Genomic DNA, 26,885 nt, shown 5'->3' with positions numbered 1-26,885 from the left:
TCTTCTGTCCCAAAATGAGCCGTAAAACTAAATATATCCATATAATTACCTAAATTACAGTCAAATATAGTGAATTATTCCTAATTACGGATATTCATAATTTAATTTATTCTTAAACATAAAAAATCCCTGAATCAATTAATTCAGGGATTTTTATTTTTATTATCGAGTCAACAATTACTATTTTATTTCGTCACATTATCAATAAATTCCAAAACTGAATCCTTGCTCCAATCCATTGAGCTATCTTCTTTCTTCAGGATTCTTCCATCTTTTCCAATCAGATACGTTGTAGGAAAAGCAACCGGCAAAACTTTTGGGTCAAGTGGACTTTCTGCGATGTAAACCGGAGCTGTGTAATTATTTTCTTTCAAGAATTTTTTCACGTCTTCCTCTTGGTCTTGCATTGCAATCAATGCAAATTCCATTTTATCTTTTTTCAATTGATACAGTTTCTCAATCGTAGGCCATTCAGTTCTGCAAGGCGGACACCAAGTTCCCCAAAAATTAAGGAAAAGAACTTTTCCGCGTAGGTTTTTTAGGTTTGTGCTACTTGTGTTGATTCCTTTCAAATCGATGTTCAAAACTTCGTCAGAAAGTGTTGTTTCATCATTGATTTTTGCAACAGTCGGACTCATTGCAATCTGTTCCGAAACAAAATCACGAAGCGGTTTTATCAAAGCAAAAGCTGAAACAATCACAATGATAATAATGTAAATGATGTTTTTTTTAATGAAGTTCATACTTTTTATTTTTTTAGCGCTGTTAGAGCTTCAAGATCTAACAGCGCTTCTGGAATTAATTTTAAAGTAATTCTAAAAGTTCCTCTATCGTATCAAAACCTCTGTTTTTAGCATAATAAGTCTGCAATTCTACATAAAATTTTTCTTTAGGAAATTCTTCAGGATTGGCTTTATGTTTATTAAGAAGTTCGTTTCCGTGTTTTGGTCTTGGTCCCCAATGCGCAATTTCATTAAAATCCTCATCCAAGAAAATAACAATCGGAATAGATTTTCCGCCGTTGGTCAGATAATTTTCAATCAAACTTGGCTCCTGGTCACGATAAGAAATTTTAACTTCGAATTGCTCAAAAAACTTCACAACAACAGGAATTACCTGACTGGCGTCGCCACACCAAGCTTCCGAAATAATCAAAATTTTTCCATTGAATTTTTTCTTAGCCAAAGTTTCAACTTGTTCAGAATTCGGAAGATATTTTTCCCACATTCTGTTCATTCTTTGGATTCCCAGTCGGTAATATTCTGCATAATCAGCTTCTTGTGTATCTTTTGGATTTCCTAATCTTTCTCCGGCATCACGTAGATATTCTGTGTAAGAAACAGCGTTGTCCCAATATTGTTTGATGTCCATTCTTTATTTTATTTTATTGAATTATTGTAATACATTTCTTGCAATTCATCTGTGTCCCTATGATATTCGCTTAGTTTGTTATCGATCAAATGTTTGATAAAGCTTTTTAAATCCTGATGCTGAGAATCTTGGCTGAAGTAATAATGTTTTTCATAATGCCAAAATAATGCTTTAGGATTCAAAAAATTGAGTGGATTTTCATCTTTACCACAAAAAGGATTTTCCGATTCTCCATTGTAATATTTATAATGCTGAAAATCATCATAAACATCAAGTTCGCTCATTTGATATTATATTTTTCTAGTTTTATTAATTAAATACATATCTGCCAAAACAAATGCAGCTAAACTTTCCACGATAGGTACAGCTCTTGGAACTACGCAAGGGTCGTGTCTTCCTTTACCTTCTACAGTTACAGATTCTCCATCTTTGTTGATGCTTACCTGCGGACGAAGAATCGTTGCAACCGGTTTGAAAGCTGCTCGGAAATAGATATCCATTCCGTTCGAGATTCCGCCTTGGATTCCACCGGAAAGATTGGTTTTGGTTGTCCCATCTTGATTGAAAAGGTCGTTATGTTCTTTTCCGGTCATTTTTGCGCCACAGAAACCACTTCCATATTCAAAACCTTTGCAGGCATTGATATTCAACATTGCTTTTCCTAATTCCGCGTGCAGTTTGTTGAAAATAGGTTCGCCCAATCCAGTTGGGACATTTTGAATCACACAAGTCACCGTTCCACCAATTGTGTTGCCTTCTTTTTTGATTTCTTTGATTCTTTCAATCATCTTTCCGGCAGTTTCCTCATCTGGACAACGAACGATATTGCTTTCGGTCTTAGAAAAATCTAAATCTTGGTAAGGCTTCTCACAAAATATTTCGCCGACAGAAGAAACATAAGCATTGATTTCAATCTTGGGCAGAAATTGTTTTGCTAAAGCGCCTGCAACAACCCAGTTCAAAGTTTCACGAGCAGACGATTTTCCGCCTCCGCGATAATCTCGTATTCCGAATTTTTGGTCGTAAGTATAATCGGCGTGACTTGGGCGATAGGCTTGGGCAATATGATCGTAATCTTTGGAACGTTGGTTTTCATTTTCTACAATGAAGCCAATTGGAGTTCCTGTCGTTTTTCCATCAAAAATCCCTGATAAAAATCGAACTTTATCGCCTTCTTTTCTTTGTGTAACAATAGCAGATTGTCCTGGTTTTCTACGGTCAAGTTCCTGTTGAACTTTCTCAATATCGATTTCCAGACCCGCCGGAAAATTGGTAATGATTCCGCCGTAAGCTTCTCCGTGACTTTCGCCAAAGGAAGAAAGCGTCAAAAAGTTTCCTAAAACATTAAACATAGACAGAAGTTAGATGTTAGAAATCAGAAGTTAGACTTTAAACTAAAGATTTTTCTGAATTCAATAATTTCTTTAATACTTACAAATTTACGGATTTTAGAATGGACTAATATCTAAAATCTAACTTCTAATATCTATTTTTACAAAATGAATTCTAGTAAAACTGTTCTGATTCTTGGCGCCAATTCGGATGTTGCAAAACAATGCATAAAACTTTACATTAAAAAAGGGTCTTATGTGATTTCGGCTTCCAGAAATTTAAAATCTCTGGAGAATTTTGCTGATGAAAATCATCTGGATAAATCCAAAATGGAGATTAAATATTTTGATGCAACAGACTTTGCATCTCATCAAAAATTCTATGATGAATTATCTGTAAAACCTAATATTGTAGTTTACTCAGCAGGATTTTTGGTGGAAAATCAAAACGCTTTGAGAAATTTTAATGGAACTTTCGAAATGATGAAGACGAATTATATCGGCGCAGTTTCTATTCTGAATATTATTGCGATGGATCCATCGAATAAAAATCTGGAAAGAATTATCGGTTTGTCTTCACTTTCTGGAGTTCGTGGTCGGAAAAGTAATTTTGTTTATGGCAGTACAAAATCTGCTTTCACACAATATTTGGCTGGACTTCGACAAGAATTAGCTTCGAGAAAAATCATAGTAAATGTTCTAGTGATTGGTTACATTAATACAAAAATCAACGCCGGATTAGAACTTAATAAAAATCTGATTATGGAACCGGATTATGTTGCTAAATTTATCACCAATGCGGGAAAATCATTCGAGATTGTTCCCAACTGGAAATGGAAAATCATCTATTGGATTCTGAAATTATCACCAGAATTTTTGGTGGCTAAGTTGCCATAAAAAAGCAGAAAAATCAATTTCTGCTCCTATTTTAAAATCCGTTTTCTTTCTCGATTTTCGATATAATCCAAAATAGCTTCTTTCGTTGTAAGCCAATTTCTACCTTCTTTGAAAGCGTCAATTTTTCCTTTCCTAGCAAGTAAACTTACATATTCTTGTCCATAAGGTAGTTTTTCTTCTTCTACAATATCAGAAATCGGGCGGTAGTTATCATAAGTATTATTTAGCGAACTTAGATAGATGTCCAAACTCCTTTCTGAAGCTTGTAAAATGAGCAGAAGCAACTTAGAATAATCTCCATTATTGGCAGAGTTCAGAGCATCGTAATATTTTTTTCTATCGTTTTTCAAAATGATTGCAGGTGGAAAACCCTCTTTCATTAATAATAAATTAAATAACAATCGCACAGTTCTTCCATTGCCATCAAAAAACGGATGTATCCAAACAAAACGATGATGAAAAATAGCCGATTTTATTAGAAAATTTTCGTTGGAACTATTTACCCACTCAATTAATTCTGTTATGTAATCATCTATTTTCAGCGCATTTGGCGGAACAAAATTCGCTCCAGAAATTCTGACACCCGATGTTCTGAATCTTCCTGCAAAATCCTTTTCTATTTTATTTAAAACCAAATTATGAACATTCAAAATATCTTTTTCGTTCAAAATATAGCTATCCGATACTAAGCTTTCAATAAACTCAATGGCTTCCTGATGGTTAACAGCTTCAAAATGCTCCCGCAAAGATTTTCCTTTGATGGTAAAGCCTTCTTCGATCACCATTTTGGTTTCCTGCAAAGTCAAAGTATTACCCTCGATACTGTTAGAATTGTAGGTCCATTCGATAGTCATACTTTCTTTGATACTTTTTAAAGCGTACGTTGGAATGGGGCGCAACTTATCTAATTCAGCTTTTTTCTGCAAAATTCTTTCAAGTTGTTTTTCTAGCCCTTCAAAGTAATAAGGGTATTCTTGCCATTTCATCCCACAAATTTACAATTAATTTTTTAATATCGGATTATTTATAAATTACTTTATCCGATATTAAAGATATGTCTTGTTTTAATGTTGAGACTTGTAATAAGCAATGGCAATATTAATTTCAAAATAAGAATAATCTTCTCCCAATTCTTCCTTTATGGCTTTCAAAGATATGATGGGTTGACTTTTGGCAATTTCTAAAATAGGTTCGATTTTATTTGTATTCATCAATTCGCTGGGTTTAATTGTTCCAACAGTAACAAAGTTGACTAAATGATTTTGGATGGTATTAATCGCCAGATTTCTAATATTGGCAATTTCCTCGATGCTATTGCCAGCTTTAAACATTTGATAACTTGTGGTAAATGTTCCTGCTGGACTTTTATTGACTGTTTTTGGCTCTCGTTTTTTCTTCGGTTTTTTATTAAATATTAAACTGCTCAAATTATTCTGTTCACAAAATTCGACAATCACCGAAAGAAATAGTTCTCCATATTTTTCAATTTTAAAAGTTCCAAAACCACTTATTTCATTCAGTTCTTCTTTTGTTTGAGGAAGATAAGTGGCGAGTTCCATTAAGGTTGCATCAGAAAAAATAACGTAAGGTGGCACATTTTCCTTTTCGGCTTGTTCCCGTCTTATATTTCTAAGTTTATCAAATAATTCTGAATTATGACTCAGTTCAGTTTCTGGATATTGGGTTTCTATTTCTTTGACTGTGACGGCTTTTGCCAATTCTTTTACCTTTTGAAGTTCTACTTTTTTGTTTTTAAATAAAATAAGTTTACTCTCTTCGGTCAATTTTAAAACAGGAAATTCGTCTTTTGATTCCGCTAAATAATTATTGATAAATAATTGCTTTATCAAGTTTTGCCAATAATTTTTATCATTGTTGATTCCAATTCCGTAGGTTGGCAAACTTCGCATATCATCTGTGATTTTCACACTTTTTGAACCTCGTAGAAAATCGATAATTAAATTTTTTCCATACCGTTCTTTCAGCCGGAAAACTGCGCTCAGTAATTTTTGAGAATCCAAAGTGGCATCCCAAGTTTCGAAATTACTAAGACAATAATCGCAGGAATTGCAATTGCCATCGTGCTTTTCTCCAAAATATTCCATCAGATATTGTCGTCTGCATTTTTGCATCTCGGCAAAATCGGTCATTTGTTGCAATTTTTTCAGCATAAGGTCAGATTGTTCTTCATTGCCTTCTATCAAAGCAAATCTCTTCAACTTTATCACATCTGCATTGGAGTAAAATAAAATCGCTTCACTTGGCAAACCATCTCTTCCGGCTCTTCCTGTTTCCTGGTAATAACTTTCGATATTTTTTGGTAAATCTGCGTGCATCACAAAACGAACATTACTCTTGTCGATTCCCATTCCAAAAGCGATAGTAGCGACCATTACTCTTATTTTATCTTTAATGAAATCGTCCTGAACTTTTGCTCTTTCTATAGAAGAAAGTCCGGCGTGATAATAGGCGGAATTGATACCATTTTCTTTCAAATTATTCGCCATTTCTTCCGTTCCTTTTCTCGATAAACAGTAGATAATACCAGAATCATCGGGATGTTCATTAATGTATTGAATTATATTCTGAAGGACAGATTTTTTCGGCTGAACAAAATATTTGATATTCGCTCTGTCGAAAGATGAAACTAAGACAAGCGGTTCTTTAAGGTTCAGTTGTTTGATGATATCTTTCCTCGTAATTTCGTCTGCACTTGCTGTCAATGCAATAATTGGAGTTTTCGGAAACTGATTTTTTAATCCATTCAGAAACAAATATTCCGGACGGAAGTCGTGCCCCCAATGCGAAACACAATGCGCTTCATCTACCGCAAAAAGAGAAATATTAATAACATTAAGGAATTTCAAAAATGAACCATTATCGGCACTTAGTTTTTCCGGCGCAACATATAAAAGTTTGAGTTCTCCTTTTTTTAATTGATTTAAAGTTTCATTTTGTTCAAAACTAGACATCGAAGAATTGATATACGACGCAGAAATTCCGTTGACGCGCAAAGCATCAACTTGGTCTTTCATCAAGGCAATCAATGGAGAAATGACAATGGCAGTTCCTTCCAAAACCAATGCTGGAACCTGATAGCAAAGCGATTTTCCACCTCCAGTTGGCATCAAAACAAAGGTGTCTTTTTTGGAAATTACGTTTTCTACTGCGTTCGCTTGCTTGAGACGAAAGTTGTCGTAGCCAAAATATTGTTGTAAGATTTGGAGAGGAGATTTCATCGTTTTGGATTTGTGTTTTAGTAAAAATAATAAATTTTGGTTGAGTTTTAAAATTTCTTAATCTAATTAGTAAAAGGACGTATCTTGTCTATTGTGCATTTTATATTTGCATTATTATAAATGAAATATTGCTGTAAAATAAAATCAGTTGCAATATTCTCATTTTTTAATCGAAAAATATAGTTTAAATTGCGTTACAGATTCAGACAATTACACTTTTCTGTTGATGAAAACAGTAAGAAAATCACTACAAAAAATGCTCAAAATGATGTACTAGTTTATACAATTTCAAGTTTGTCAGATAAAGAGCTAATTTTGTTAAATACAGAAGGTGGTGATACAACGAAATATACGTTAACTAAAAGATTAAAAAAAATATTATGAATGATTTTGAATTAAAAAAAGATAAATGGCTAAAGGAAGTTGCAGAGCAATGTCACGAATTTGCTTTAAAGACAGACTTGGATTTTTATTGTTTTCAAACTCCAATTTTCTATAATCCAGATTTATTAATAATCGGAATAAATCCGGGAAATTCCGGAAAATACAGTAACTATTTACTAGAAAATAATATAGATAGGAGAAAGCCGGAAAGTTTGCATTATTCTCAAAATCTATTAATTGAAGAAGCGAAAGAATGGAGTGACGGAATGACGCAAGTAAGACGTAAATTTAGAGAGATATTTTTTACGGATTTACTTTTCTCTAAATTACAAAATTCGGTTATGACAAATATGATTTACTTTAACACTCAGTCAACAAAAGAATTAAAAAATCTAAATATCGAAATTGAAGAGTACTGCATAGGAAAAACTTTAGAATTAATTGAAATTTTGCAGCCTAAAAACATTATTATATTTTCTTCAGATACTTCTTTATTGAAAAAAATAGGAATAGAAAATATTCAACAGAAAGGAGAATATACCAAAGTAGGTTTTTTGAACAAGAGAAATGTTGTTGCAATACCACATTTTTCTGCACGAGGATACAATACCGAAAAAATTAGAAATAAGATTGGAGAAGAAATGATAAAATTTTTAAAATGAAAAATCTACAACCAAAAGACATAGACGAAGTTTTCACTTTTTACCGAGACGAAAACAATGGCGAAGAACCTACTGAATGGGAACAAGTAACGATTTTCAACAATCAAGGTTGTGGAATTATTTCTGTTGATGGATGTTTTGGTGCAATCAACAAAATCGGAGAAATTATTATTCCTGTGAAATATTCCAATCTGATTGATTTTGATGATGAATTAATTTTAGCTTGTAATGAAGAGGATTTTTGGGGATTTATCAATTGGAAAAATGAAATCGTAATTCCTTTTGAATATTCTTATGCTTCCATTTTTTTAGAGAAATATAATGTCTCAAAAGTTTGCAAAGATGGAAAACACGGATATATCGATAGAAAAAATCAAGAAATAATTGCGTTGGATTATGATTCGATTACAAATATTAATTTTAGCGAAATCGGGGTTTTAAGAAATGGAAAATGGGGAATTGTTAACATTCAGAATCAACAAATTATAGATTTCAAATACGATTTTGCAATTTGCATTGCAGAAAACATTTATTATGTGGGTAAAGAAGTTGAGGAGAAAATTGAAAATTACGATTTAGACCTAGATTTGCTGACTTTCAAAAATGGTAATTTGATTAAATTTGGTTTGATTGATAAGAATGAAAATCTTTTAATGGACTATGAAAGTTACACAATAACAGGTTTTTTTGGAAATAACAAAGTTCTAGCTTTCGATTATCATAAGAATGAAAATTATTTGTTTGATATTATTTCAAAAGAAAAAATATATGCGCCAACAGAAATTATTGAAGATGAAAAAACTGATTATCTGAAAAACATTTTGTTAACGAAATAATCTTTATCCAAAACAAATATGGCAAAACTAGAACAAATTCAACGTTTATTATACATTGCGGAACAATTAAAAAGTAAACCCAATGGAATTACCTACGAAGAAACCAAAAAATTTCTTGAAAAAAAGTTCGAAGAGAAAGGTTTTGAACTCAAATTCAGTGAAAAAACTTTTAATCGAGACCGAAATCTGATTGCTGAAATTTTGGGATTAGAAAGTAAATACCAAAAAACTTTAGGCACTTTTGCTTTAAACAAGGAAGAACTGAATCCCGAATCTACAAGTACTTTAGATGATATTTTAGTGATAGAAGCTTATCGAAAGTCAAAGAAAAACTCAAAAATTGTTTTATTTGAGAAAAGAGAGCCAAAAGGTTTACATCATTTTCACGACTTTATTGATGCTATTAAAAGTCATCGAGTGGTATCGTTTACCTATCAAAAATATATTGAAAATCAGCCTGAGAAAAGAGTTGTAGTTCCTTATGCTTTGAAAAAGTCACAAAACCGCTGGTATCTTTTGGCAACAGATTTTTCCCCTGAAAATAAAAAACCGCTTCGGATATTTCTCTCATCAGATGAAAAACCAGATTTTGAGAAACCAAAAATTAAAAGTTTTGGATTAGACCGAATCTCGGATGCAGAAGTTCATCATACAAGACAATTACGATTTGAAAAAGTTTTAGAAGATTCATTTAAACATTCATTTGGAGTTTCGTCTACATTAAACGAAACTCCGCAAGAAATAATTTTATCTTTTACTCCACGTCAGGGAAAATACGTCAAATCTTTGCCACTTCATCATTCTCAAGAAATTTTAAAAGAGGATGAAAGAGAATTGAGAATAAAATTAAAGCTTTTCCCAACTTTTGATTTTACTCAGGAAATTCTATCTCACGGAGCAAACGTTACAGTAATTTCTCCCGAATCTTTTCGAGATGAAATAGCAAAAGCAATTTCAGAAATGTACAAAAAATACAATTAAATTCTTGAATCTCACTTTTTTTGAATAAATAAAAAAAAGCGAGAAATAATTCTCGCTTCTAATTTATGATTTTAAATCTAATTTCAGTTCCAGCTCATTCATTTGCTCATCCGCAATCGGCGCCGGCGCATCAATCATAACATCACGTCCGGAATTATTTTTCGGGAATGCGATGTAATCTCTAATCACTTCGTTCCCGTCCAAGATGGCAACCAATCTATCGAATCCGAAAGCCAAGCCACCGTGAGGCGGAGCGCCATATTTAAAGGCGTTCATCAGGAATCCGAACTGCGCTTCTGCTTCTTCTTTTGAGAAACCAAGCAAGTCAAACATTTTGGATTGCAAATCTTTATCAAAAATTCTAATAGAACCACCACCAATTTCGTTTCCATTCAGAACTAAATCGTAAGCGTTGGCTCTGGTTTTTCCTGGGTCAGATTCCAATAGATGGAAATCTTCGGTTTTCGGAGAAGTGAATGGGTGGTGCATTGCGTGGTATCTTCCAGATTCTTCATCAAATTCTAATAATGGGAAATCTACAACCCAAAGTGGCGCAAATTCGTTGCCCTTTCTTAAACCAAGACGGTTTCCTAATTCCATTCTCAAAGCTGAAAGCTGCGTTCTCACTTTATCCGCATTTCCACTCATTAAGAACATCAAATCTCCCGCTTTAGCTCCGAATTTCTCAGCGATTTTCTTTAAATCTTCTTCAGAATAAAATTTGTTAACCGATGAAGTTACAACACCATCGTTCTGGAATTTAATCCAAACCATTCCTGTTGCACCGATTTGGGGTCTCTTGACCCATTCTATTAATTCGTCAATCTGCTTACGTGTATATTCAGCACAACCTTCAACATTAATTCCGACAACTAATTCCGACTCATCAAATATTTTAAAATCTTTTCCTTTTACTAAATCATTCAGTTCCACGAATTCCATTCCGAAACGGATGTCCGGTTTATCGTTCCCATATTTCTGCATTGCATCAGCAAACGTCATTCTTGGGAAAGTTTCGAAATCTTGTCCTGTAATATCTTTCAACAAAGTTTTGGTCATTCCTTCGAAAACATTCATAATATCTTCTTGTTCTACGAAAGCCATTTCACAATCGATTTGAGTGAATTCCGGTTGTCTGTCAGCACGTAAATCCTCGTCACGGAAACACTTCACAATTTGGAAATATCTATCCATTCCGCCAACCATCAACAATTGTTTGAAGGTTTGTGGCGATTGTGGCAAAGCGTAAAACTGTCCCGGATTCATTCTGCTTGGAACTACGAAATCTCTAGCACCTTCCGGTGTTGATTTGATCAAAACTGGCGTTTCAACTTCGATGAAGCCATTATCAGAAAGATAATTTCTCACTTTCTGCGCCATTTTGTGACGGAAAATCAGTTTATCTTTTACAGGATTTCTTCTGATATCCAGATATCTGTATTTCATTCTCAACTCTTCACCACCATCAGTTTCGTCTTCGATAGTGAAAGGAGGAAGTTCGGAAGCATTTAATATTTTTAAATCAGAAACCAAAATTTCGATGTCGCCGGTTGGGATTTTCGGGTTTTTGGAAGCACGCTCGATAACGGTTCCTTCTACCTGAATCACAAATTCACGACCTAATTTTTTAGCCGATTCCAACAATTCTTTTGAACTTCTTTCCTCGTCCAAAACCAATTGTGTAATTCCGTAACGATCTCGCAAATCGACCCAAATCATAAAACCTTTGTCACGGATGGTTTGAACCCAACCGGAAAGTGTTACTTTTTCATTCAGATTTGCCAGCGTCAGTTCGCCGTTTGTGTGTGTACGGAACATTTTTTTAGATGTTAGATGTTAGACTTTAGATATTAGGTTTTTAGTGGCCTAATTTCAGAGTGCAAAGATAGGGTTTTGTGAGAAATAATTTTGATTGATGATGAAAGGTTTTTTGATGTCAAAAGTTGAGTCTTGGCGCAGCGCGTAAGGGATAGTAGTGGATATCCTTTTTTGGCGGATGGAATTAGCGGATGGGAAAAAAGATAGTAACGGATAGCCCGACCCGAGCTGTGGGCTAAGCTTTGGAGAGGGATACGCCTAAAGTATTGGCTAATTAAAATTTAATTCATAAATTCGTAATAATCAAATACTTAATTATTATGGGAAAAGGTGACCAAAAATCTACCAGAGGAAAAAGAGTACGTGGAAGCTACGGCAAAACAAGACCGAGAAAAGCTTCTAAATCTGTACTAGTTGTAGAAAAACCTGTAAAAGCGAAAGCAGAACCAAAGCCAAAACCAGCGAAACCAAAAGCTGAAAAAGCGAAAAAATCTGCTGAAGAATAAAAAAAGCCGTCTCGTTAAAAATGAGACGGCTTTTATATTTTTAAAAGAATTTATTTTCCAAAAATGCTTCCCAGTAATCCGCCAAGTCCACCTTGTTGAGATTGTTGTTGCTGGTTTCCACCGCCCAGAACACTGCCCAAGATATCTCCCAAACCTCCGCCGGAAGATTGAGTCGCTCCTCCGATAACGCTTCCTAAAATATCACTCAAAGGATTGTTGGAAGCTTGAGCTTCCTGTGCAGAACCGCCAAGTATTCCACCTAACAAATCTCCAAGTCCGCCTCCGGAATTAACATTGCTGGCTTGCTTTTGCTGACCGATATAACCCATAATAACAGGCGCCAAAGTCGCCAAAACCGGTCCGATTTTGTCCATAGAAATCCCTGTGTTTGCAGATAATTGATTTTCTACATTAGCTTTGTTTCCTCCAAAAATATGGTCAAGAATTGAGTTTCCTTCAGATTCTCTTTCTAATGCTTGAGCTGGATTGTTCAGAATGCTTCCGTCGTGATGTTTGTCTAGCGTTGCATTCAGTTTGTCTGCTTCTTCTGTGTTTTCTGATTTCTTTTTCAAGTAACTGATGACCAAAGGCGCAGCCACAACTAATAATGCAATGATTTGATTTTTGCTGATTCCAAATTTGTTTTCAACTTGTTCAGCAACTTGATTACCAGTGCTTCCCGTGATAAGGTCTAATAGACTCATAATTTATATTTTATATTGTGATAGTTCAAATATATAAAAGATTTATGTAGTTTTAAAAAAAAAATTATTTTTTAAAAATCGGAACATTGCTACACGCTTCCCCAAACATCAGTGACTTTACAAGCGGTTTTAGTTGTTCCACCAATTCCACATAAGCATTATTAGGGATAAACTCGTCACTGCAGCCTTTAACCAGTACACGTTTGTCTCTCAGGTCGGAAAAATCATAAGTTTGGATCGCATTATGCATCAGCAAAACTTCCAGATCTTCACGGTTTCCAAAAACGATTTTCTTCGCAGCATCCGTGATTTTAGAAGTAATCAGAAAATAAGCCCAAAGCGGAATGATCACATCTTCAGAACAATAGATATAAACGTAAGCATCTTTATAGATTTCCTCGTCAATGTTTTTGATTTTCTCGCGGAAGTCTTTTTCCCTCAGAATCATTCCTTCCCAAAGAAAATCCTTGATATCAATACCCAAACGTTTCCCTTTCGGAACAAGGTCAGAAATATCAAAATTCACCAATCCGCTGTTTGCAACTTTATTTATAATTTCGAAATCTTCAGACATTTTTCATTAATTTTGAATAAACAAATTTAGTTTAAAAATTTTTAAATTTTAAAAATGATGACTACACTTGAACGCAAAAAAATCTTGAAAGAAAGAATCGATTTTTCTGATGAAGCTACTTTGGAAAAAATCGAGAAGCTTTTGGATGAAGAAGTTTTTATTTTATCTGATAAACAAATTATTCAAATAAAAGAAGCAAAAGCAGAATATCTGAAGGGAAATTTCTTAACAGAAGAGGAAGCGAATAAGGACATTGAAAAATGGATAGAAGAAGAAAATTAAATTGGCAATTCGAGGCTCAACAAGATAGAAAAGAAATCTATCAGTATTGGAACAAAAAAAATAAATCTAAAGAATATAGTAAGAGCCTGTTTAAAAATAATTAAAACCACATAGTCACATAGAAAAACTCAAGATTAATTGCACAAAAGAAAAAATAGAAGTACAATATTTACTATTTTTTCTCTTATTTTTCCAAAAACTATGTGTCTATGTGGTTATAAAATTATTTCTGATACAAATTTAAACAGGCTCTAAAAGACTGAATCAATTATTTAGAACAAAAACCGAAGCTTTGAAGGATTTTCCATACAATGGACATACAACCAATTTAGAGAATGTCAGGGTTCTTGTCATAGAAAAATATTTGATTGTCTATGAAATTTTTGAACAAGAAGTTCTGATTTCGAGAATCTGGGATGGTAGACGAAATCCCGAAATTTTGAAAATTAAATAATTAATCGATTGAAATATTACATCATAGCAGGCGAAGCTTCCGGCGATTTGCACGCTTCCAACTTAATGAAAGCCATCAAACAAAAAGACCAAAACGCAGATTTTCGTTTTTGGGGTGGCGACTTGATGCAGAAACAAGGAGGAACTCTCGTCAAACATTACCGTGATTTGGCTTTTATGGGATTTTTAGAAGTGGTTCAGAATCTGAAAACCATTCTGGGTAATATCAAATTTTGTAAAAAAGACATCTTAGAAAACAAACCCGATGTTTTGATTTTGGTTGATTATCCGGGATTCAATTTGAGGATTGCGAAGTTTGCGAAAGAATTGGGAATTAAAGTCGTTTATTATATTTCACCTCAGCTTTGGGCTTGGAAAGAAGGTCGTGTCGAAACCATCAAAAAATACGTTGATGAGATGCTCGTGATTCTTCCTTTCGAGAAAGATTTTTATAACAAACATCTGGTTGAAGCGCATTTTGTCGGACATCCACTTCTTGACGCCATTGAAGGTTTACCACCAATTGATATTCAGGAACTTAAAAAAGAGAATCATCTTAATGATAAAGAAATCATTGCATTGTTGCCGGGTTCCAGAAAACAGGAAGTTTCTAAAATGTTGGAAACAATGCTATCTGTAAGAAATGATTTTCCCGATTATCAATTTGTAATTGCTGGTGCGCCAAGTTTGGATAAAGATTTTTATGAGCAGTTTGTGGATGACGATGTGCATTTCGTTTCCAACAGAACTTATGATTTGCTGCGATGTTCCAAAGCTGCTTTGGTAACTTCGGGAACGGCAACTTTAGAAACAGCTTTGCTCAATATTCCGGAAGTGGTTTGCTATAAATCTAGCAGAATTTCTTATGAAATCGGGAAAAGGGTGGTCAAGAATATCAAATATATTTCGCTTGTCAACTTGATTATGGACAAAGAAGTCGTAACGGAATTGATCCAAAACGATTTGAATACTAAAAATCTCGCTATTGAACTTAACAAAATTCTCAACACCAAAAAAAGAGACGAGGTTTTAAACAATTACGAAATTCTAAGAACCAAACTCGGTGGAAGCGGCGCCAGCCAAAATGCCGCAGAATTGATTGTAAATCTAAAATCATGGAAATAAAAAATCAGCTTCAAAAAATAGAATCGCTTTTGCCAGAAATTGATACAGAGAATTCACAAGTTTCCAAAGCTTCTGTGGGTTGGCATCTGGAACATTCGCTTTTGATTATCAATAGCAGTCTGAAAGGTTTAACGATGACCAATCCGGAAGATTACAAACCGAAATTCAGCTTCAAAAAATTTGTTTTTCTTAATTTTGGACTCATTCCGAGAGGCAAAATCCAGGCGCCAAAACAATTTTTCCCGCTAGAAATTCCTACAAAAGAAAGTGTTGAAAAACTTTTGAATCTTGCCAAAGAAAGATTAGAAAGTGTAAAAAATCTGCCTTCGAAATCCTTTATTACACATCCTTTTTTAGGCGATTTTGATAAAAAAACTACACTTAGATTTTTAGGGCTTCATACCAATCATCATTTGAAAATTATTGATGATATTCTGAAAAAATAATACCAGTTAAAAATTATTTATTAACTTTATTCTCAGTATTTTACAATTCAATCTGGTTTTGTTTTATGAAGTGTAATGTTGTTTAGAATTCTAGCCAGAAAACACCCAAAGCGCAGATGACTAAACAACCTCTACTCATTTTACTTCTTTCTTTTATAGCGGGAATTCTTCTTCAGGAATTTCTTGTTTTGGACAGGTTGTTTGTTTGCCTGATTTTAATTTTTTCTGGGGTTTCATTAATTTCAATCTTTATAAAAACTGTTTTTTTTCAAAAAATCAAATATTATCTTTTAGGATTTTTCTTTTTCTCAATCGGAATTTTTGTTCATTTTCAAAATTCTGAACAACCGAAGCTTCCAATTTTAAAAGAAAAGGAAACCATTGTTTTTCAGCTTAATAAAAAACTCAATTCTAATGAGAAGAACAGGAAATATTACGTTGAAATTCTTGAGGTTTCTGATTTAAAACAAAAAGAAAATTTTTCTTTCAAAACTGTTATCAGCATTCCAAAAGATGTAGAGGCTTTAGATTTTATGCATTATTACAAGGCAGAAGTTTATATTCATCAGCCTGAAGAAACCAAAAATGATTTTCAGTTTGATTACAAAAAATATCTGGCAAGGCAAGATGTTTATTTTCAGGCCTACCTTCCGACTGATATTTTAAAAACCGAGAAGAATTCAATTCTTTTTGAAGATAAAATCAAGCAAAAGCGTCTGGATATTCTCAATCAAATCAATCATTCTTCTTTGTCTCCGAGGATTCAGGAATTTCTAAAAGGAATTATTCTCGCTGATAGAACCGAGATGGATGCTGAAACGGTCAAGGATTTTAATCAAACTGGCTTGGTGCATCTTTTAGCAATTTCTGGTTCACATATGGTTATTATTTTCTGGATAACATTGTTGATTTTTAATCAAATTCTTCCAGTGAAATTCAGAAAAGTTTCAATTGTTCTAAGTATTCTTTTGATTTGGACATTCGCCATTTTTATTGATTTTGGCAGTTCTGTAATGCGAAGTTGTCTGATGATTACATGTTATTATATGATGGTTTTGTTGCAGCGGAAATCAGACTTGTTGCACTCTTTGGCGTTGTCGGCTTTTATTCTTTTGATGGTCGATTCTAATCAATTGTTTGATGTCGGATTTCAGCTGAGTTACGTTGCGGTTTTGGGAATTTGGTGGCTCACAAATCCAATTAAAAATCTGTTCAGAAAGCCTAAATATCAAGCTGAAAAATTCTTTTACGAAATCTCTTCAATGACTTTTGCGGCGCAGATTGCGACTTTGCCTTTGGCCATTTATTATTTTCATCAGTTTTCTTTTGTATCCATTATTGCCAATCTTTTGATCATTCCATTGTCTGAATTGATTATTGTTTCTTCTCTTTTAATGGTGGTTTTAATTGCTTTTGGTTTTAGTAATATTCCGTTTTTGTATAAAGGATTTGATGTTTTTGTGGATTGTATTTTGAAAATCATTCATTGGTTTTCAGATTTTGAATCTTTAATGAATAAAAATATTCCGCTCAATATTTTAGAATTAAGTCTTTTGCTTTTAGCCATTTATTTTCTAAAGTTTTTAATCAAAAATATTCTCAATCCGAAGAACTTGCTGAGATTTGGATTTTGTCTTCTAGCGTTTTTTGCAGTTAGAACTACGATCAATATTTATCAATATAATAAGAAAGAAATGTTGGTTCACAGCTTCTACAAAGAAAAAATCGTGAGTGTAAAAGATAAAAACCAACTTGTTTTTTGGATGAAGGAGAATAAAAATGAAGACAAGATTCGGGATTTTGTCATCAATCCTTATTTGACTTCGAGACGGATTAAAGATTTTAAAATCAATTATATTCCAGCGGATTCAGAAGGTTTTGTTTATCAGGGAAATAAATTTGAGTTAAAATAGTCTAATGATGAATTTATTATTTCGGAATCCTCTTATCTGTCGAAATTTCCAAAGCACCAATACTTTGGTGAAAAACAATAAAAAACCCTTCCGGAATTTGAAATCCTGAAAGGGTTTTATTGAAAAAGTCATATTGTTTTATCTTACTATTGGAGCTACTTTCTCTCCGAACAACTCAATGGATTTCATCATTACATCGTGAGCAGGATCGCCCACGTCCATATGTCCAATGAATCTTGTTAAACCAAACAATTCTTTCATTTCAGCAATTTTGTCTGCCACTTCATTGGTGTTTCCGATAAAGAGTGCGCCGTCTTTGCTTCTTCCGCCTTCGTATTGGTCTTTGGTGTAGGGTGCCCAACCGCGGGTTCTGCCAATTCTGTCCATCTGAGATTTATAATTGAAGAAATATTGGTCAATCACATTTTGGTCATCACTCACAAAAGTGTGGGAATGGATAGCGATCTGCATTTTGCTTTCGTCGTGTCCGGCTTTCAAGTATTCTTGCTTATAAAACTCGATGAGGTTTTTGAACTGTCTTGGCATTCCGCCGATGATGGCTACAATTAATGGTAAACCTAATTTAGCAGCTCTCAAAACAGATTCCGGAGTTCCACCAACAGCAATCCAAATTGGTAAAACACCGTTTTTAAAAGCTCTTGGATAAACCGTTTGGTTTTCCATAGGTCTTCTAAGGATTCCGCTCCAGCTTACATTTTCTTCATTATTGATTTTCAATAATAAGTCTAATTTTTCTTCAAAAAGTTGATTGTAGTCTGACAAATCATAACCGTACAAAGGAAAAGATTCGATGAAGCTTCCTCTTCCAACAAATATTTCTGCACGACCTTTTGAAATCAAATCAATCATCGAGAAATCTTCATAAACTTTCACAGGTTCAGATGAACTTAGAACAGTTACACCACTTGCTAATTTGATATTATTAGTAATACTCGCAGCAGCAGCCAAAAGAATCTCGGGAGATGAAACGGCATAATCTGCGCGGTGATGTTCTCCCATTGCGAAAACATCCAGACCAACTTGATCCATCAATTTTACTTGATCCAGAATTTCGTTAAGTTTTATGCTGGCGTCTCTATATTTTCCGGTTTTTGTGTCTAGAGCAACATCTCCAAACATTCCAATTCCTAATTCCATAATAGTCTCAATTTTTTAATGAAACAAATTTACGACTTCAAGTTTTTAACTGCATTGATGTAGGATAATTATGAAATCATTATAAAAATTCAAACAAAATCATTTAAAATCAAAAAGCCTCAGAACTATCTGAAGCTAAAATTAATTTAAGGATATTATTTTTTAGAAATTACCTTGGTATAGATATTATGGATTAAACCATCTGCAACAGAGATTTTCGGGACATAGATATGTTTGATTTCTGCCCAGCTCATCACATTATTGAAGATTTGTAAAGCCGGAACCAGAACATCGGCGCGGTCTTCTCGGATTTGGTAAAGTTGCATTCTTTCTTCCACGGAAAGGTTTTGCATCTCTTTCAAGTATTTTTTGATAGCGGAAACAGGCATTGCTTTGCCGTCTTTGGTTTTGCTGAGAGAGAAGATTTTATTGATGTTACCACCGGAACCAATGGCTACGACCGGTTTTTTACTCTTGATTTTATTTTTGATTTCGTATTTCATTTCCTCCCAAACATTTGGGGTTACCAAACCATTGAGAAGTCTGATTGTTCCAATATTAAAGGAATGTTCGTACTTCATTTTATCATTTTCATAGAAAGTCAATTCGGTAGAACCGCCACCAACATCAACATACAGATAAGCGAAATTTTTATCAAGTCCTTCCGCAACGTGATTTTCATAGATAAGCGTTGCTTCTTCGTCTCCGGTAATGATTTCTATATTAATATCAGCTTCCTTTTTTACAATCTCGATGATTTCTTGTCCATTTTTGGCATCACGCATTGCACTGGTTGCACAAGCTCGGTAATGTTCCACTTTATACATTGCCATCAATTGACTGAAGATTTTCATTGTATTAATGACCATCTGTTTTCTTTCCGGACCGATTTCTCCTTTGCTAAAAACATCAAAACCCAGCCTGAGCGGGATTCTCAGAAGATTCAACTTTGTAAATTCTGTTTTTCCTCGGGTTTCTTTAACTTCATTAATTAGTAATCTTGCGGCATTACTGCCTATGTCTATAGCGGCAATTATCATTTTTCTTGAGACGAATTAAAGGATAAAAGTAAAATAAATTTTGCTCCCTTTAGGGTTGGGGGAAACAAAATTTAAAGTGAATTATTAATATTTCTGATTTTTGAGATAATTATAAGTTTCTATCTGCGACCTGTTTTCTTGTTTTTTGTCAGATTCCACATACTCGTTTCGCAGGTTTTTATCTAGGATCCTTGCTTTTAGATTGTCCTGAAGTTGAAGTTCCAGAAGTTCTTTCAGTTCTTTTTTAAGATTTTTCTGAAGAATAGGAACAGCGGCTTCTATTCTGTAATCCAAGTTTCTTGTCATCCAATCGGCGGAAGAGATGTACATATTTTCTGCACCTTTATTGTAGAAATACATTACTCTGGCGTGTTCCAGATATTCGTCAACGATACTGATAGCATGGATTTTTTTCTTGAAACTTTTTTGATTCACAGCACAATAGATTCCTCTTACAATCATTTTCGTGTCAACACCTGCATTGGCGGCTTCGTAAAGTTTTAGAATTAATGTTTTGTCACTTAAGGAATTGACTTTAATAATCATTTCAGCTTTTCTTCCGGCTTTGGCTTCTTCGATTTCTTTGTCAATATGAGCAATGATTCTTTCCCGCATAAACTGAGGGCAAACCATCAGACTTTTACAGGTTTTCAGAACCGTTGTCGGGTCAACTTTTGGTTTATTTAGAGCATTGAATACTTTATTAATGTCTGCCATTATTGCTCTGTTCGATGTCATTAATAAATGGTCTCCATAGATTTTGGCAGTTTTTTCATTGAAGTTTCCTGTGCTCACAAAACCGTACTGAATCGTTCTATTATTAACTCTTTTCTTGATGACACACAATTTGGCGTGTACTTTTTTATTCGGAATTCCGAGGAGAACTTTTACACCTTCCAATTCCAATCTGTCTTTCCAGCCAAGATTATTTTCTTCATCAAATCTAGCTCGCAATTCTAGCATTACCGTTACTTCTTTTCCGTTTCGAACAGCATTAATCAAAGTGTTCACGATTTTGGAACTGGAAGCTAATCTGTAAGCTGTAATTTGAATTGATTTCACATCTGGATCCATCGCAGATTCTCTTAGCAAATCAATCACCGAATCATAAGAATGGTAAGGGAAAGTCAACAAAACATCTTTTTTGACGATAACATCGGTAACTCTCTGTTTGTGGGCAAATTCCGGATGAATAAAAGATGTTCTCTCAACAGGTTTTTGATACGCTTTGAAAACATCAGGAAAATCCATAAAATGCCTGAAGTTATGAATCTTCTGTCCCGGAATAATACTGTCTTTTTTAGTAAGATTTAATTTTTTAATAAGGAATTCTAACAAGGCTTTGTCCATTTCTTTATCAAAGACAAAACGGGTTGGTTTTCCTTTTCGTCGGCTTTTGATTCCCTTTTCGATTTTGTCGGCTAAGGTAGTTTTGATGTCATTATCAAGGTCAAACTCAGCGTCTTTTGTTACTTTAAAACAATGTGCCGTAAAATCATCATAACCAAAATAAGAGAAAATATGCGGTAGATTATATATAATGACATCTTCCAAAAGCATCACATCTTTCTGCTCTTTATCTTCCGTCGGTAGCAGAACAAATCTTCCGTTTGCGGTTACAGGAACTTCGATAAAAGCATATTGACTTTCATACTGCCATTCTTTTCTGCGCATTGCAATGCCAATGAAAAGGCTTTTTTCACGAATATAAGGCAAAGGTTTGTTGTCGTGGAGCAAAATCGGAATCACATTGGATTCTACTTCTTCATCAAAATATTTGACAACGAATTCTTTTTGTTCCTCGGTAAGATGTTTGTGGTCTTTGATAAAAACCTTTTCTTTCGCCATTTCACGTTGAACATCTTTCCAAGTTTTGTCAAAATCCTCTTGTTGATGGATGACAAGCTTATTGATTTTCTGTAAAATTTTGGAAGGCGCATCATAAAAAGACTCGGCCAAAACTTTTTGTTTGAAGTCCATTGCACGTTTCAATCCTGCAACTCTTACTCGGAAAAACTCGTCCAGATTATTAGAAAAAATCCCCAGGAATCTGATTCTGAGATGTATAGGAACGCTTTTGTCCATTGCTTCTTGCAGAACTCTGGCGTTGAAACCTAACCAAGTGACGTCGCGTGGGTTAAACTGTTGTGGCATTGATGAAGTTTTGATAATCTCAAAATTAGTAAAATCCATTGGAATAATTTGTGTTGCGCAAACTACAAAGTTCCCAATCTGTCTTATGTTTCTGAATTATCAACTATTTTTTAATATTTATAAATGACAATTTGTCACTTTTTATGTCGTGGTATAAATATTGAGAATTGCTGAGTGTAAATAATTAATAATAACAAAAAATAACATATAAAAATGAGTAAAATAATCGGAATTGACTTAGGTACAACCAACTCTTGCGTTGCAGTAATGGAAGGTAAAGATGCTGTAGTTATCCCTAATGCAGAAGGTAAAAGAACAACGCCTTCTATTGTAGCGTTTACAGAAGATGGTGAAAGAAAAGTAGGTGATCCTGCAAAAAGACAAGCCGTAACTAATCCAAAGAAAACGGTTTATTCAATCAAAAGATTTATTGGAACTCACTTCAAAGAAGATGCTCAAGAAATTTCTAGAGTGCCTTACGAAGTAGTTGCAGGACCAAACGATACTGTAAAAGTAAAAATCGACGACAGAGAATATACACCACAAGAGATTTCTGCAATGACACTTCAGAAAATGAAGAAAACTGCTGAAGATTATCTTGGTCAAGAAGTAACAAGAGCGGTAATCACTGTTCCGGCTTACTTTAACGATGCTCAAAGACAAGCTACAAAAGAAGCCGGAGAAATCGCAGGTCTTAAAGTAGAAAGAATCATCAACGAGCCTACAGCAGCAGCTTTGGCTTATGGAATGGATAAATCTCACAAAGACCAAAAAATTGCAGTTTACGATTTAGGAGGTGGTACTTTTGATATTTCAATCCTTGATTTAGGAGATGGCGTTTTCGAAGTATTGTCAACAAATGGAGATACGCACTTAGGTGGTGATGATTTTGATGATGTAATTATCAACTGGATGGCTGATGAATTCAAAGCTGAAGAAGGTGTTGATTTAAAGTCTGATGCAATTGCATTACAAAGATTGAAAGAAGCAGCTGAAAAAGCAAAAATCGAGTTGTCTTCTTCTCCTCAAACTGAAATCAACCTTCCTTATATTACAGCTACGGCTTCAGGTCCTAAACACTTGGTGAAGACTTTAACTAAAGCTAAATTTGAGCAATTATCTGCAGATCTAGTAAGAAGATCTATGGAGCCAGTTGCAAAAGCATTGAAAGATGCAGGTTTATCAACTTCTGATATCGACGAGGTAATCTTGGTTGGAGGTTCTACAAGGATCCCAGTTATTCAGGAGGAAGTTGAGAAATTCTTTGGTAAAAAACCTTCAAAAGGAGTAAACCCAGACGAAGTAGTAGCAATTGGAGCTGCAATCCAAGGTGGAGTTTTAACAGGTGATGTAAAAGACGTTCTTTTATTAGATGTTACACCACTTTCTTTAGGTATCGAAACGATGGGTTCTGTTTTCACTAAATTAATTGAAGCAAACACAACCATCCCAACTAAAAAATCTGAGGTTTTCTCTACAGCGTCTGACAATCAGCCTGCAGTAAGCATTAGAGTTGGACAGGGAGAAAGACCAATGTTCAATGATAACAAAGAGATTGGTAAATTTGATTTAACAGATATTCCACCAGCTCCAAGAGGAGTTCCTCAAATCGAAGTAACTTTTGATATTGATGCGAACGGTATCTTGAGCGTTTCTGCTAAAGATAAAGGAACTGGGAAAGAGCAAACAATCAAAATCCAAGCTTCTTCTGGTCTTTCTGACGAAGAAATTGAAAGAATGAAAAAAGAAGCTCAGGAAAACTCTGCAGCCGATGCTAAGAGAAAAGAAGAGGTTGAAGTTTTCAACAAAGCTGACGGATTGATCTTCCAAACTGAAAAGCAATTGAAAGAGTTTGGTGACAAATTATCTGCTGATAAAAAAGCCGCAATCGAATCTGCTCATGCAAAATTGAAAACAGCTTTTGAAGCTAAAAATGCTGATGATGTAAAAGCTAAAACCGAAGCTCTAGATGCAGCTTGGATGGCAGCTTCTGAAGAATTGTATGCAGCAGGTCAACAGCCAGGTGCAGATGCAGGAGCACAATCTCAAGGTAATGCAGGCGGAGCAGATGATGTTCAGGATGCAGATTTTGAAGAAGTCAAGTAAGTAGCAATTATCATCGATTAATATCGAGTGAAATAAATTAGCAAATCGCTGTAAACGTAATGTTTACAGCGATTTTTTTTGTTTTTGTATTTTTTATTAATAGTTGATTTTAATCGATTTTTATTGTATTTTTGTATCTCATTTGTACCGCATCTTAATTACGGACAATGTGGTTCTTATTGTATCTTAAATGTGCTAATGCATATTTTTAAACTTAAAAAAATGAATTATGGGCTTCAGTAATCTTAAAATCCCGAAACTTTGTGAATTTTGTCAGAAGCCATTTGAGGCAAAAACAGTTGCCACCAGATTTTGCAGTAAGTATTGCTCGGAAAAGTTGGGAAAAAGGCAAAAGCAATTGGCAAAAGAAATCGAAGCAAAAAAAACTCTGTTAGAAAACTCAGTTTCCAAAATTGCTGAATTGCAAACACGACCTTATATCTCTGTGAGTGAAGCGGAAATGCTTTTTGGAATTTCAAAAAATACGATTCATAGATTAATTAAAAGTAAAAAAATACCTGCCATCAATTTGGGAGAGCGACTCACTCGTGTAAGTAAAATTGATATTGAACAAATGTTTACAACTATTGAAATACCGGAAGAAAAGCAAACAATAATTGAGAAACCCAATTTTGAAGTTGGTAATTGTTACACGATTTCCGAAATTAGTTCAAAATTCTATGCTGATCCAGGAACTGTAACAAATCTAATTAAAAGAAACAAAATTCCGACCAAGAAAGTTGGAAGTTTCGTGTATGTTCCTAAAAATTTAATTGATAAAATTTTTGACGGAAAATGAAAGAGCTATTAAAAACCAAAGTTACCGTACGATTGCGAAAATCCGAATTCCGAAAAGAATGGTTTATTTATTTGGAAAGTTATCCTGTGATGATTCCAGGTAAAGATAAAGTTCAAAGAATCCGGGAATATTTAAACCGAAGCGTGACAACCGTAGATTTTGATAAGAAAAGACCTGCAAGAACAACCCAAGAATCCGTTTCATATAAACCTAAAAGAGATGACAATGGTATAATCGTATGCAAAAGCGAAAACGACCGCGAGACAATGTTCTATGCAGATTCTATGCGTAAATTACGTCAGAGAGAATATGACAATATTGAACTTTACAGCGAACTCGACAAAATTCAAGTAGAGCAAAAAGAAAAATCGCAGGAGAATTTTGTGAAATATTTTGATTTGCTGGTTAATAAAAGACATAAAAACAATTCCGAATCTATTCAAGTAAATTGGTATCGCTCGATAGAATTTCTAAAAGATTTTGGAGGCGAAAAAATTATGTTTTCCCAGATCAACACAAAATTCTGTGAACACTTTAAATCATATTTGTTGACTGCGAAAAGTGGTAGTAACAAGGAAGAGATTATTTCTCAAAATACGGCTTCAACTTATTTTTCTGTATTCAAAGCTGCATTAAAACAAGCTTTTATTGATGGATATTTTACGACTGACATTTCTGCTAAAATAAAAGCGATTCCGCACGAGGAATCACGACGGGAATATTTAACACTTGATGAACTTAATACCTTAGTTGAAACGCCTTGCGAACTTGAAGTTCTTAAACGTGCAGCACTTTTTTCAGCTTTAACAGGTCTACGACATTCCGATATTCAGAAACTGACGTGGAACGAAATAAGTATTGAAAACGATCAGGCAAAAATAAATTTTACTCAAAAAAAGACAAAAGGTGTAGAATATATGCCGATGTCTAAACAAGCATTACAACTTTGTGGTGAAGTAGGTCTTCCAACTGATTTGATTTTTAAAAATCTGACTAATCCGGCTTGGATTTCCCGACCACTCAAGAAGTGGATTGAAAGTGCTGGAATTACTAAAAAAATAACTTTTCATAATTTCAGACACACTTTTGCAACACTTCAACTTTCGAGCGGAACTGATATTTACACAGTTAGTAAAATGCTTGGTCATACGAACGTAAAAACTACGCAGGTTTATGCAAAGGTTGTTGATGAAAAGAAAAATAAAGCTTCTACAGCTATTCAATTAAAAAACTTATAAAATGCACTTTAAATATTTCGAATATATTGTCATCTACCTTTCCGTTTTAGTAGTATGTGTAATAGGGGGAGCATTAGCAAGAATTTCTTTTCTTGGAAAAGGTGGTGACGATTATACCGCAAATATTGTATTTTGGGCAATCACAGCATTAAGTATATTATTTTATGCACTTATTATTTTATTTCTAGATGGTATAATAGTCTTGTTCAGAAAGATTTTCCCTAAAAAAGGCAGTTGTGAAAATTCTAATGAAGATTTTATTCCATCTGAAAATCATGAGAATGTAGGGGAGAAGCAAAAGCAAATAATTGATGAAAATACACCAATCTATTTAGTTGAAAATTCGGAGGAAAACAGTGTGAATCAAACTACTGAATCAGTAAATCTGGAATTTATAAGAAAAAATCAACTCCAGCAAAAGCAACAGAATGAAAGTGTAAAGCTCCAAGTCGCTCTGGATTATACTCGGAATCAATTTGCATTATATGTAACAGATGAAAATCTTAATGAACTTTGTAATGCCGTAAGTTTATACTCGAAAAAAGAAGAGATTCCTAACGGTATTTCTGTCCATACCAAAGAATTATCTAATCTAGACCTTTATCATTTTGGATGGAATATTTGGAATTATTTTAGACCAATAAAACAGGAAGAAATTTCAAGATTATTAAAAACTTTATTTGTTTCGCTTGATGATATTGATTTAGATAGTATCAAGTCACATTTGAAAGATGAACCTCAAAAAGGTAATATTAAAATTCAAGAAAACTTGACAGACTACCAAAAAACATAAAAAATCACAAAATCAAGTGTATGTTTAGTGATTCCTCTGTGATTGCGTGTTTATAGCGATCACAGACGAATCACT

At 34.0% G+C, this 26,885-nt stretch carries 26 protein-coding genes; 14 read left to right on the top strand and 12 right to left on the bottom strand.

All coding sequences use genetic code 11. The features are described from left to right. Positions 1 to 185: 185 nt before the first annotated feature. From DRF58_RS12265 to aroC, 4 genes are all read right to left on the bottom strand, one after another. Complete coding sequence (locus tag DRF58_RS12265) at positions 186 to 743, bottom strand: TlpA family protein disulfide reductase (RefSeq protein ID WP_116035834.1); 558 nt, start codon at positions 741 to 743, stop codon at positions 186 to 188. A gap of 61 nt (positions 744 to 804) precedes the next feature. Further along, the gene (locus tag DRF58_RS12260; RefSeq protein WP_116035831.1) at positions 805 to 1,371 is read right to left on the bottom strand and encodes a thioredoxin family protein; all 567 of its coding nucleotides are present in this window, start codon (positions 1,369 to 1,371) and stop codon (positions 805 to 807) included. Between the two features lie 8 nt (positions 1,372 to 1,379). Beyond that, on the bottom strand, positions 1,380 to 1,655 hold the full coding sequence (locus tag DRF58_RS12255) for a hypothetical protein (RefSeq protein WP_116035829.1): 276 nt from the start codon (positions 1,653 to 1,655) through the stop codon (positions 1,380 to 1,382). Between the two features lie 6 nt (positions 1,656 to 1,661). Then, positions 1,662 to 2,723, bottom strand: a complete 1,062-nt coding sequence (aroC, locus tag DRF58_RS12250; protein ID WP_116035828.1) for a chorismate synthase — start codon at positions 2,721 to 2,723, stop codon at positions 1,662 to 1,664. Positions 2,724 to 2,870: 147 nt separating this feature from the next. On the opposite strand from aroC, the gene DRF58_RS12245 reads away from it, so the two are divergent. Continuing rightward, positions 2,871 to 3,599 carry an SDR family NAD(P)-dependent oxidoreductase gene (locus tag DRF58_RS12245; RefSeq protein ID WP_116035826.1) on the top strand — a complete coding sequence of 243 codons (729 nt, stop codon included), beginning with the start codon at positions 2,871 to 2,873 and terminating at the stop codon, positions 3,597 to 3,599. 26 nt (positions 3,600 to 3,625) lie between these two features. Here the strand turns inward: DRF58_RS12245 and DRF58_RS12240 are convergent, their stop codons facing one another. After that, a complete protein-coding gene (locus DRF58_RS12240; protein ID WP_116035825.1) occupies positions 3,626 to 4,585 on the bottom strand; it encodes a Fic family protein in 960 nt (319 codons plus the stop codon). A 78-nt stretch (positions 4,586 to 4,663) separates the two neighbouring features. Beyond that, positions 4,664 to 6,838, bottom strand: coding sequence for a DNA helicase RecQ (recQ, locus tag DRF58_RS12235; protein ID WP_116035823.1), 2,175 nt, complete (start codon positions 6,836 to 6,838; stop codon positions 4,664 to 4,666). Between the two features lie 380 nt (positions 6,839 to 7,218). Here recQ and DRF58_RS12225 point away from each other — a divergent pair, with 380 nt between their 5' ends. Genes DRF58_RS12225 through DRF58_RS12215 form a run of 3 tightly spaced genes read left to right on the top strand, consistent with a single transcriptional unit; the run spans position 7,219 to position 9,701 of the window. Further along, the gene (locus DRF58_RS12225) at positions 7,219 to 7,884 is read left to right on the top strand and encodes a hypothetical protein (protein WP_116035820.1); all 666 of its coding nucleotides are present in this window, start codon (positions 7,219 to 7,221) and stop codon (positions 7,882 to 7,884) included. After that, a complete protein-coding gene (locus DRF58_RS12220; protein ID WP_116035818.1) occupies positions 7,881 to 8,720 on the top strand; it encodes a WG repeat-containing protein in 840 nt (279 codons plus the stop codon). The genes DRF58_RS12225 and DRF58_RS12220 overlap by 4 nt, the downstream gene beginning before the upstream one ends. A gap of 18 nt (positions 8,721 to 8,738) precedes the next feature. Continuing rightward, the gene (locus tag DRF58_RS12215; protein ID WP_116035817.1) at positions 8,739 to 9,701 is read left to right on the top strand and encodes a helix-turn-helix transcriptional regulator; all 963 of its coding nucleotides are present in this window, start codon (positions 8,739 to 8,741) and stop codon (positions 9,699 to 9,701) included. 63 nt (positions 9,702 to 9,764) lie between these two features. Here DRF58_RS12215 and aspS read toward each other — a convergent pair whose 3' ends face one another. Continuing rightward, on the bottom strand, positions 9,765 to 11,519 hold the full coding sequence (gene aspS / locus DRF58_RS12210; protein ID WP_116035815.1) for an aspartate--tRNA ligase: 1,755 nt from the start codon (positions 11,517 to 11,519) through the stop codon (positions 9,765 to 9,767). 320 nt (positions 11,520 to 11,839) lie between these two features. On the opposite strand from aspS, the gene DRF58_RS12205 reads away from it, so the two are divergent. After that, complete coding sequence (locus DRF58_RS12205; RefSeq protein WP_089770839.1) at positions 11,840 to 12,025, top strand: 30S ribosomal protein THX; 186 nt, start codon at positions 11,840 to 11,842, stop codon at positions 12,023 to 12,025. 50 nt (positions 12,026 to 12,075) lie between these two features. Here DRF58_RS12205 and DRF58_RS12200 read toward each other — a convergent pair whose 3' ends face one another. Together DRF58_RS12200 and DRF58_RS12195 are read right to left on the bottom strand one after the other, a co-directional pair. Further along, on the bottom strand, positions 12,076 to 12,729 hold the full coding sequence (locus DRF58_RS12200) for a DUF937 domain-containing protein (RefSeq protein ID WP_116035813.1): 654 nt from the start codon (positions 12,727 to 12,729) through the stop codon (positions 12,076 to 12,078). 64 nt (positions 12,730 to 12,793) lie between these two features. Then, the gene (locus tag DRF58_RS12195; protein WP_116035812.1) at positions 12,794 to 13,303 is read right to left on the bottom strand and encodes a DUF2480 family protein; all 510 of its coding nucleotides are present in this window, start codon (positions 13,301 to 13,303) and stop codon (positions 12,794 to 12,796) included. A gap of 54 nt (positions 13,304 to 13,357) precedes the next feature. Here DRF58_RS12195 and DRF58_RS12190 point away from each other — a divergent pair, with 54 nt between their 5' ends. The 5 genes from DRF58_RS12190 to DRF58_RS12170 all read left to right on the top strand — a co-directional run bounded on the left by DRF58_RS12190 (position 13,358) and on the right by DRF58_RS12170 (position 17,522). After that, the gene (locus tag DRF58_RS12190; RefSeq protein ID WP_116035810.1) at positions 13,358 to 13,585 is read left to right on the top strand and encodes a hypothetical protein; all 228 of its coding nucleotides are present in this window, start codon (positions 13,358 to 13,360) and stop codon (positions 13,583 to 13,585) included. Positions 13,586 to 13,844: 259 nt separating this feature from the next. Further along, positions 13,845 to 14,039 (top strand): type II toxin-antitoxin system RelE/ParE family toxin, encoded by a 195-nt coding sequence (locus DRF58_RS19140; protein WP_116035808.1) that lies wholly within the window; start codon positions 13,845 to 13,847, stop codon positions 14,037 to 14,039. Between the two features lie 8 nt (positions 14,040 to 14,047). After that, complete coding sequence (gene lpxB, locus DRF58_RS12180; RefSeq protein WP_116035806.1) at positions 14,048 to 15,163, top strand: lipid-A-disaccharide synthase; 1,116 nt, start codon at positions 14,048 to 14,050, stop codon at positions 15,161 to 15,163. Then, on the top strand, positions 15,154 to 15,609 hold the full coding sequence (locus DRF58_RS12175) for a DUF1569 domain-containing protein (protein WP_116035805.1): 456 nt from the start codon (positions 15,154 to 15,156) through the stop codon (positions 15,607 to 15,609). The genes lpxB and DRF58_RS12175 overlap by 10 nt, the downstream gene beginning before the upstream one ends. Positions 15,610 to 15,725: 116 nt before the next feature. Beyond that, positions 15,726 to 17,522 (top strand): ComEC/Rec2 family competence protein, encoded by a 1,797-nt coding sequence (locus tag DRF58_RS12170; RefSeq protein ID WP_116035803.1) that lies wholly within the window; start codon positions 15,726 to 15,728, stop codon positions 17,520 to 17,522. A gap of 138 nt (positions 17,523 to 17,660) precedes the next feature. Here DRF58_RS12170 and DRF58_RS12165 read toward each other — a convergent pair whose 3' ends face one another. From DRF58_RS12165 to ppk1, 3 genes are all read right to left on the bottom strand, one after another. Next, complete coding sequence (locus DRF58_RS12165) at positions 17,661 to 18,680, bottom strand: LLM class flavin-dependent oxidoreductase (RefSeq protein ID WP_116035801.1); 1,020 nt, start codon at positions 18,678 to 18,680, stop codon at positions 17,661 to 17,663. A 155-nt stretch (positions 18,681 to 18,835) separates the two neighbouring features. Continuing rightward, positions 18,836 to 19,720: a Ppx/GppA phosphatase family protein gene (locus DRF58_RS12160; protein ID WP_116035800.1), complete on the bottom strand. Its 885-nt coding sequence runs from the start codon at positions 19,718 to 19,720 to the stop codon at positions 18,836 to 18,838. A gap of 84 nt (positions 19,721 to 19,804) precedes the next feature. Continuing rightward, on the bottom strand, positions 19,805 to 21,874 hold the full coding sequence (gene ppk1 / locus DRF58_RS12155) for a polyphosphate kinase 1 (RefSeq protein ID WP_116035838.1): 2,070 nt from the start codon (positions 21,872 to 21,874) through the stop codon (positions 19,805 to 19,807). Between the two features lie 213 nt (positions 21,875 to 22,087). On the opposite strand from ppk1, the gene dnaK reads away from it, so the two are divergent. The 4 genes from dnaK (at position 22,088) to DRF58_RS12135 (ending at position 26,810) form a co-directional block, all read left to right on the top strand. Next, on the top strand, positions 22,088 to 23,980 hold the full coding sequence (gene dnaK / locus DRF58_RS12150) for a molecular chaperone DnaK (protein ID WP_116035798.1): 1,893 nt from the start codon (positions 22,088 to 22,090) through the stop codon (positions 23,978 to 23,980). A gap of 229 nt (positions 23,981 to 24,209) precedes the next feature. Next, on the top strand, positions 24,210 to 24,779 hold the full coding sequence (locus DRF58_RS12145) for a helix-turn-helix transcriptional regulator (protein ID WP_116035796.1): 570 nt from the start codon (positions 24,210 to 24,212) through the stop codon (positions 24,777 to 24,779). After that, entirely contained in the window at positions 24,776 to 26,017 is a 1,242-nt protein-coding gene (locus DRF58_RS12140) for a site-specific integrase (protein ID WP_116035795.1), read from the top strand. The genes DRF58_RS12145 and DRF58_RS12140 overlap by 4 nt, the downstream gene beginning before the upstream one ends. A gap of 1 nt (position 26,018) precedes the next feature. Beyond that, on the top strand, positions 26,019 to 26,810 hold the full coding sequence (locus DRF58_RS12135) for a DUF2214 family protein (RefSeq protein WP_116035793.1): 792 nt from the start codon (positions 26,019 to 26,021) through the stop codon (positions 26,808 to 26,810). Positions 26,811 to 26,885: the final 75 nt, after the last annotated feature.

Source organism: Epilithonimonas hispanica, from assembly GCF_003385395.1.
GTDB lineage: Bacteria > Bacteroidota > Bacteroidia > Flavobacteriales > Weeksellaceae > Epilithonimonas > Epilithonimonas hispanica.
Note: the sequence above shows the minus strand (reverse complement) of the source record. Positions and strands in the feature narration are given on the sequence as shown.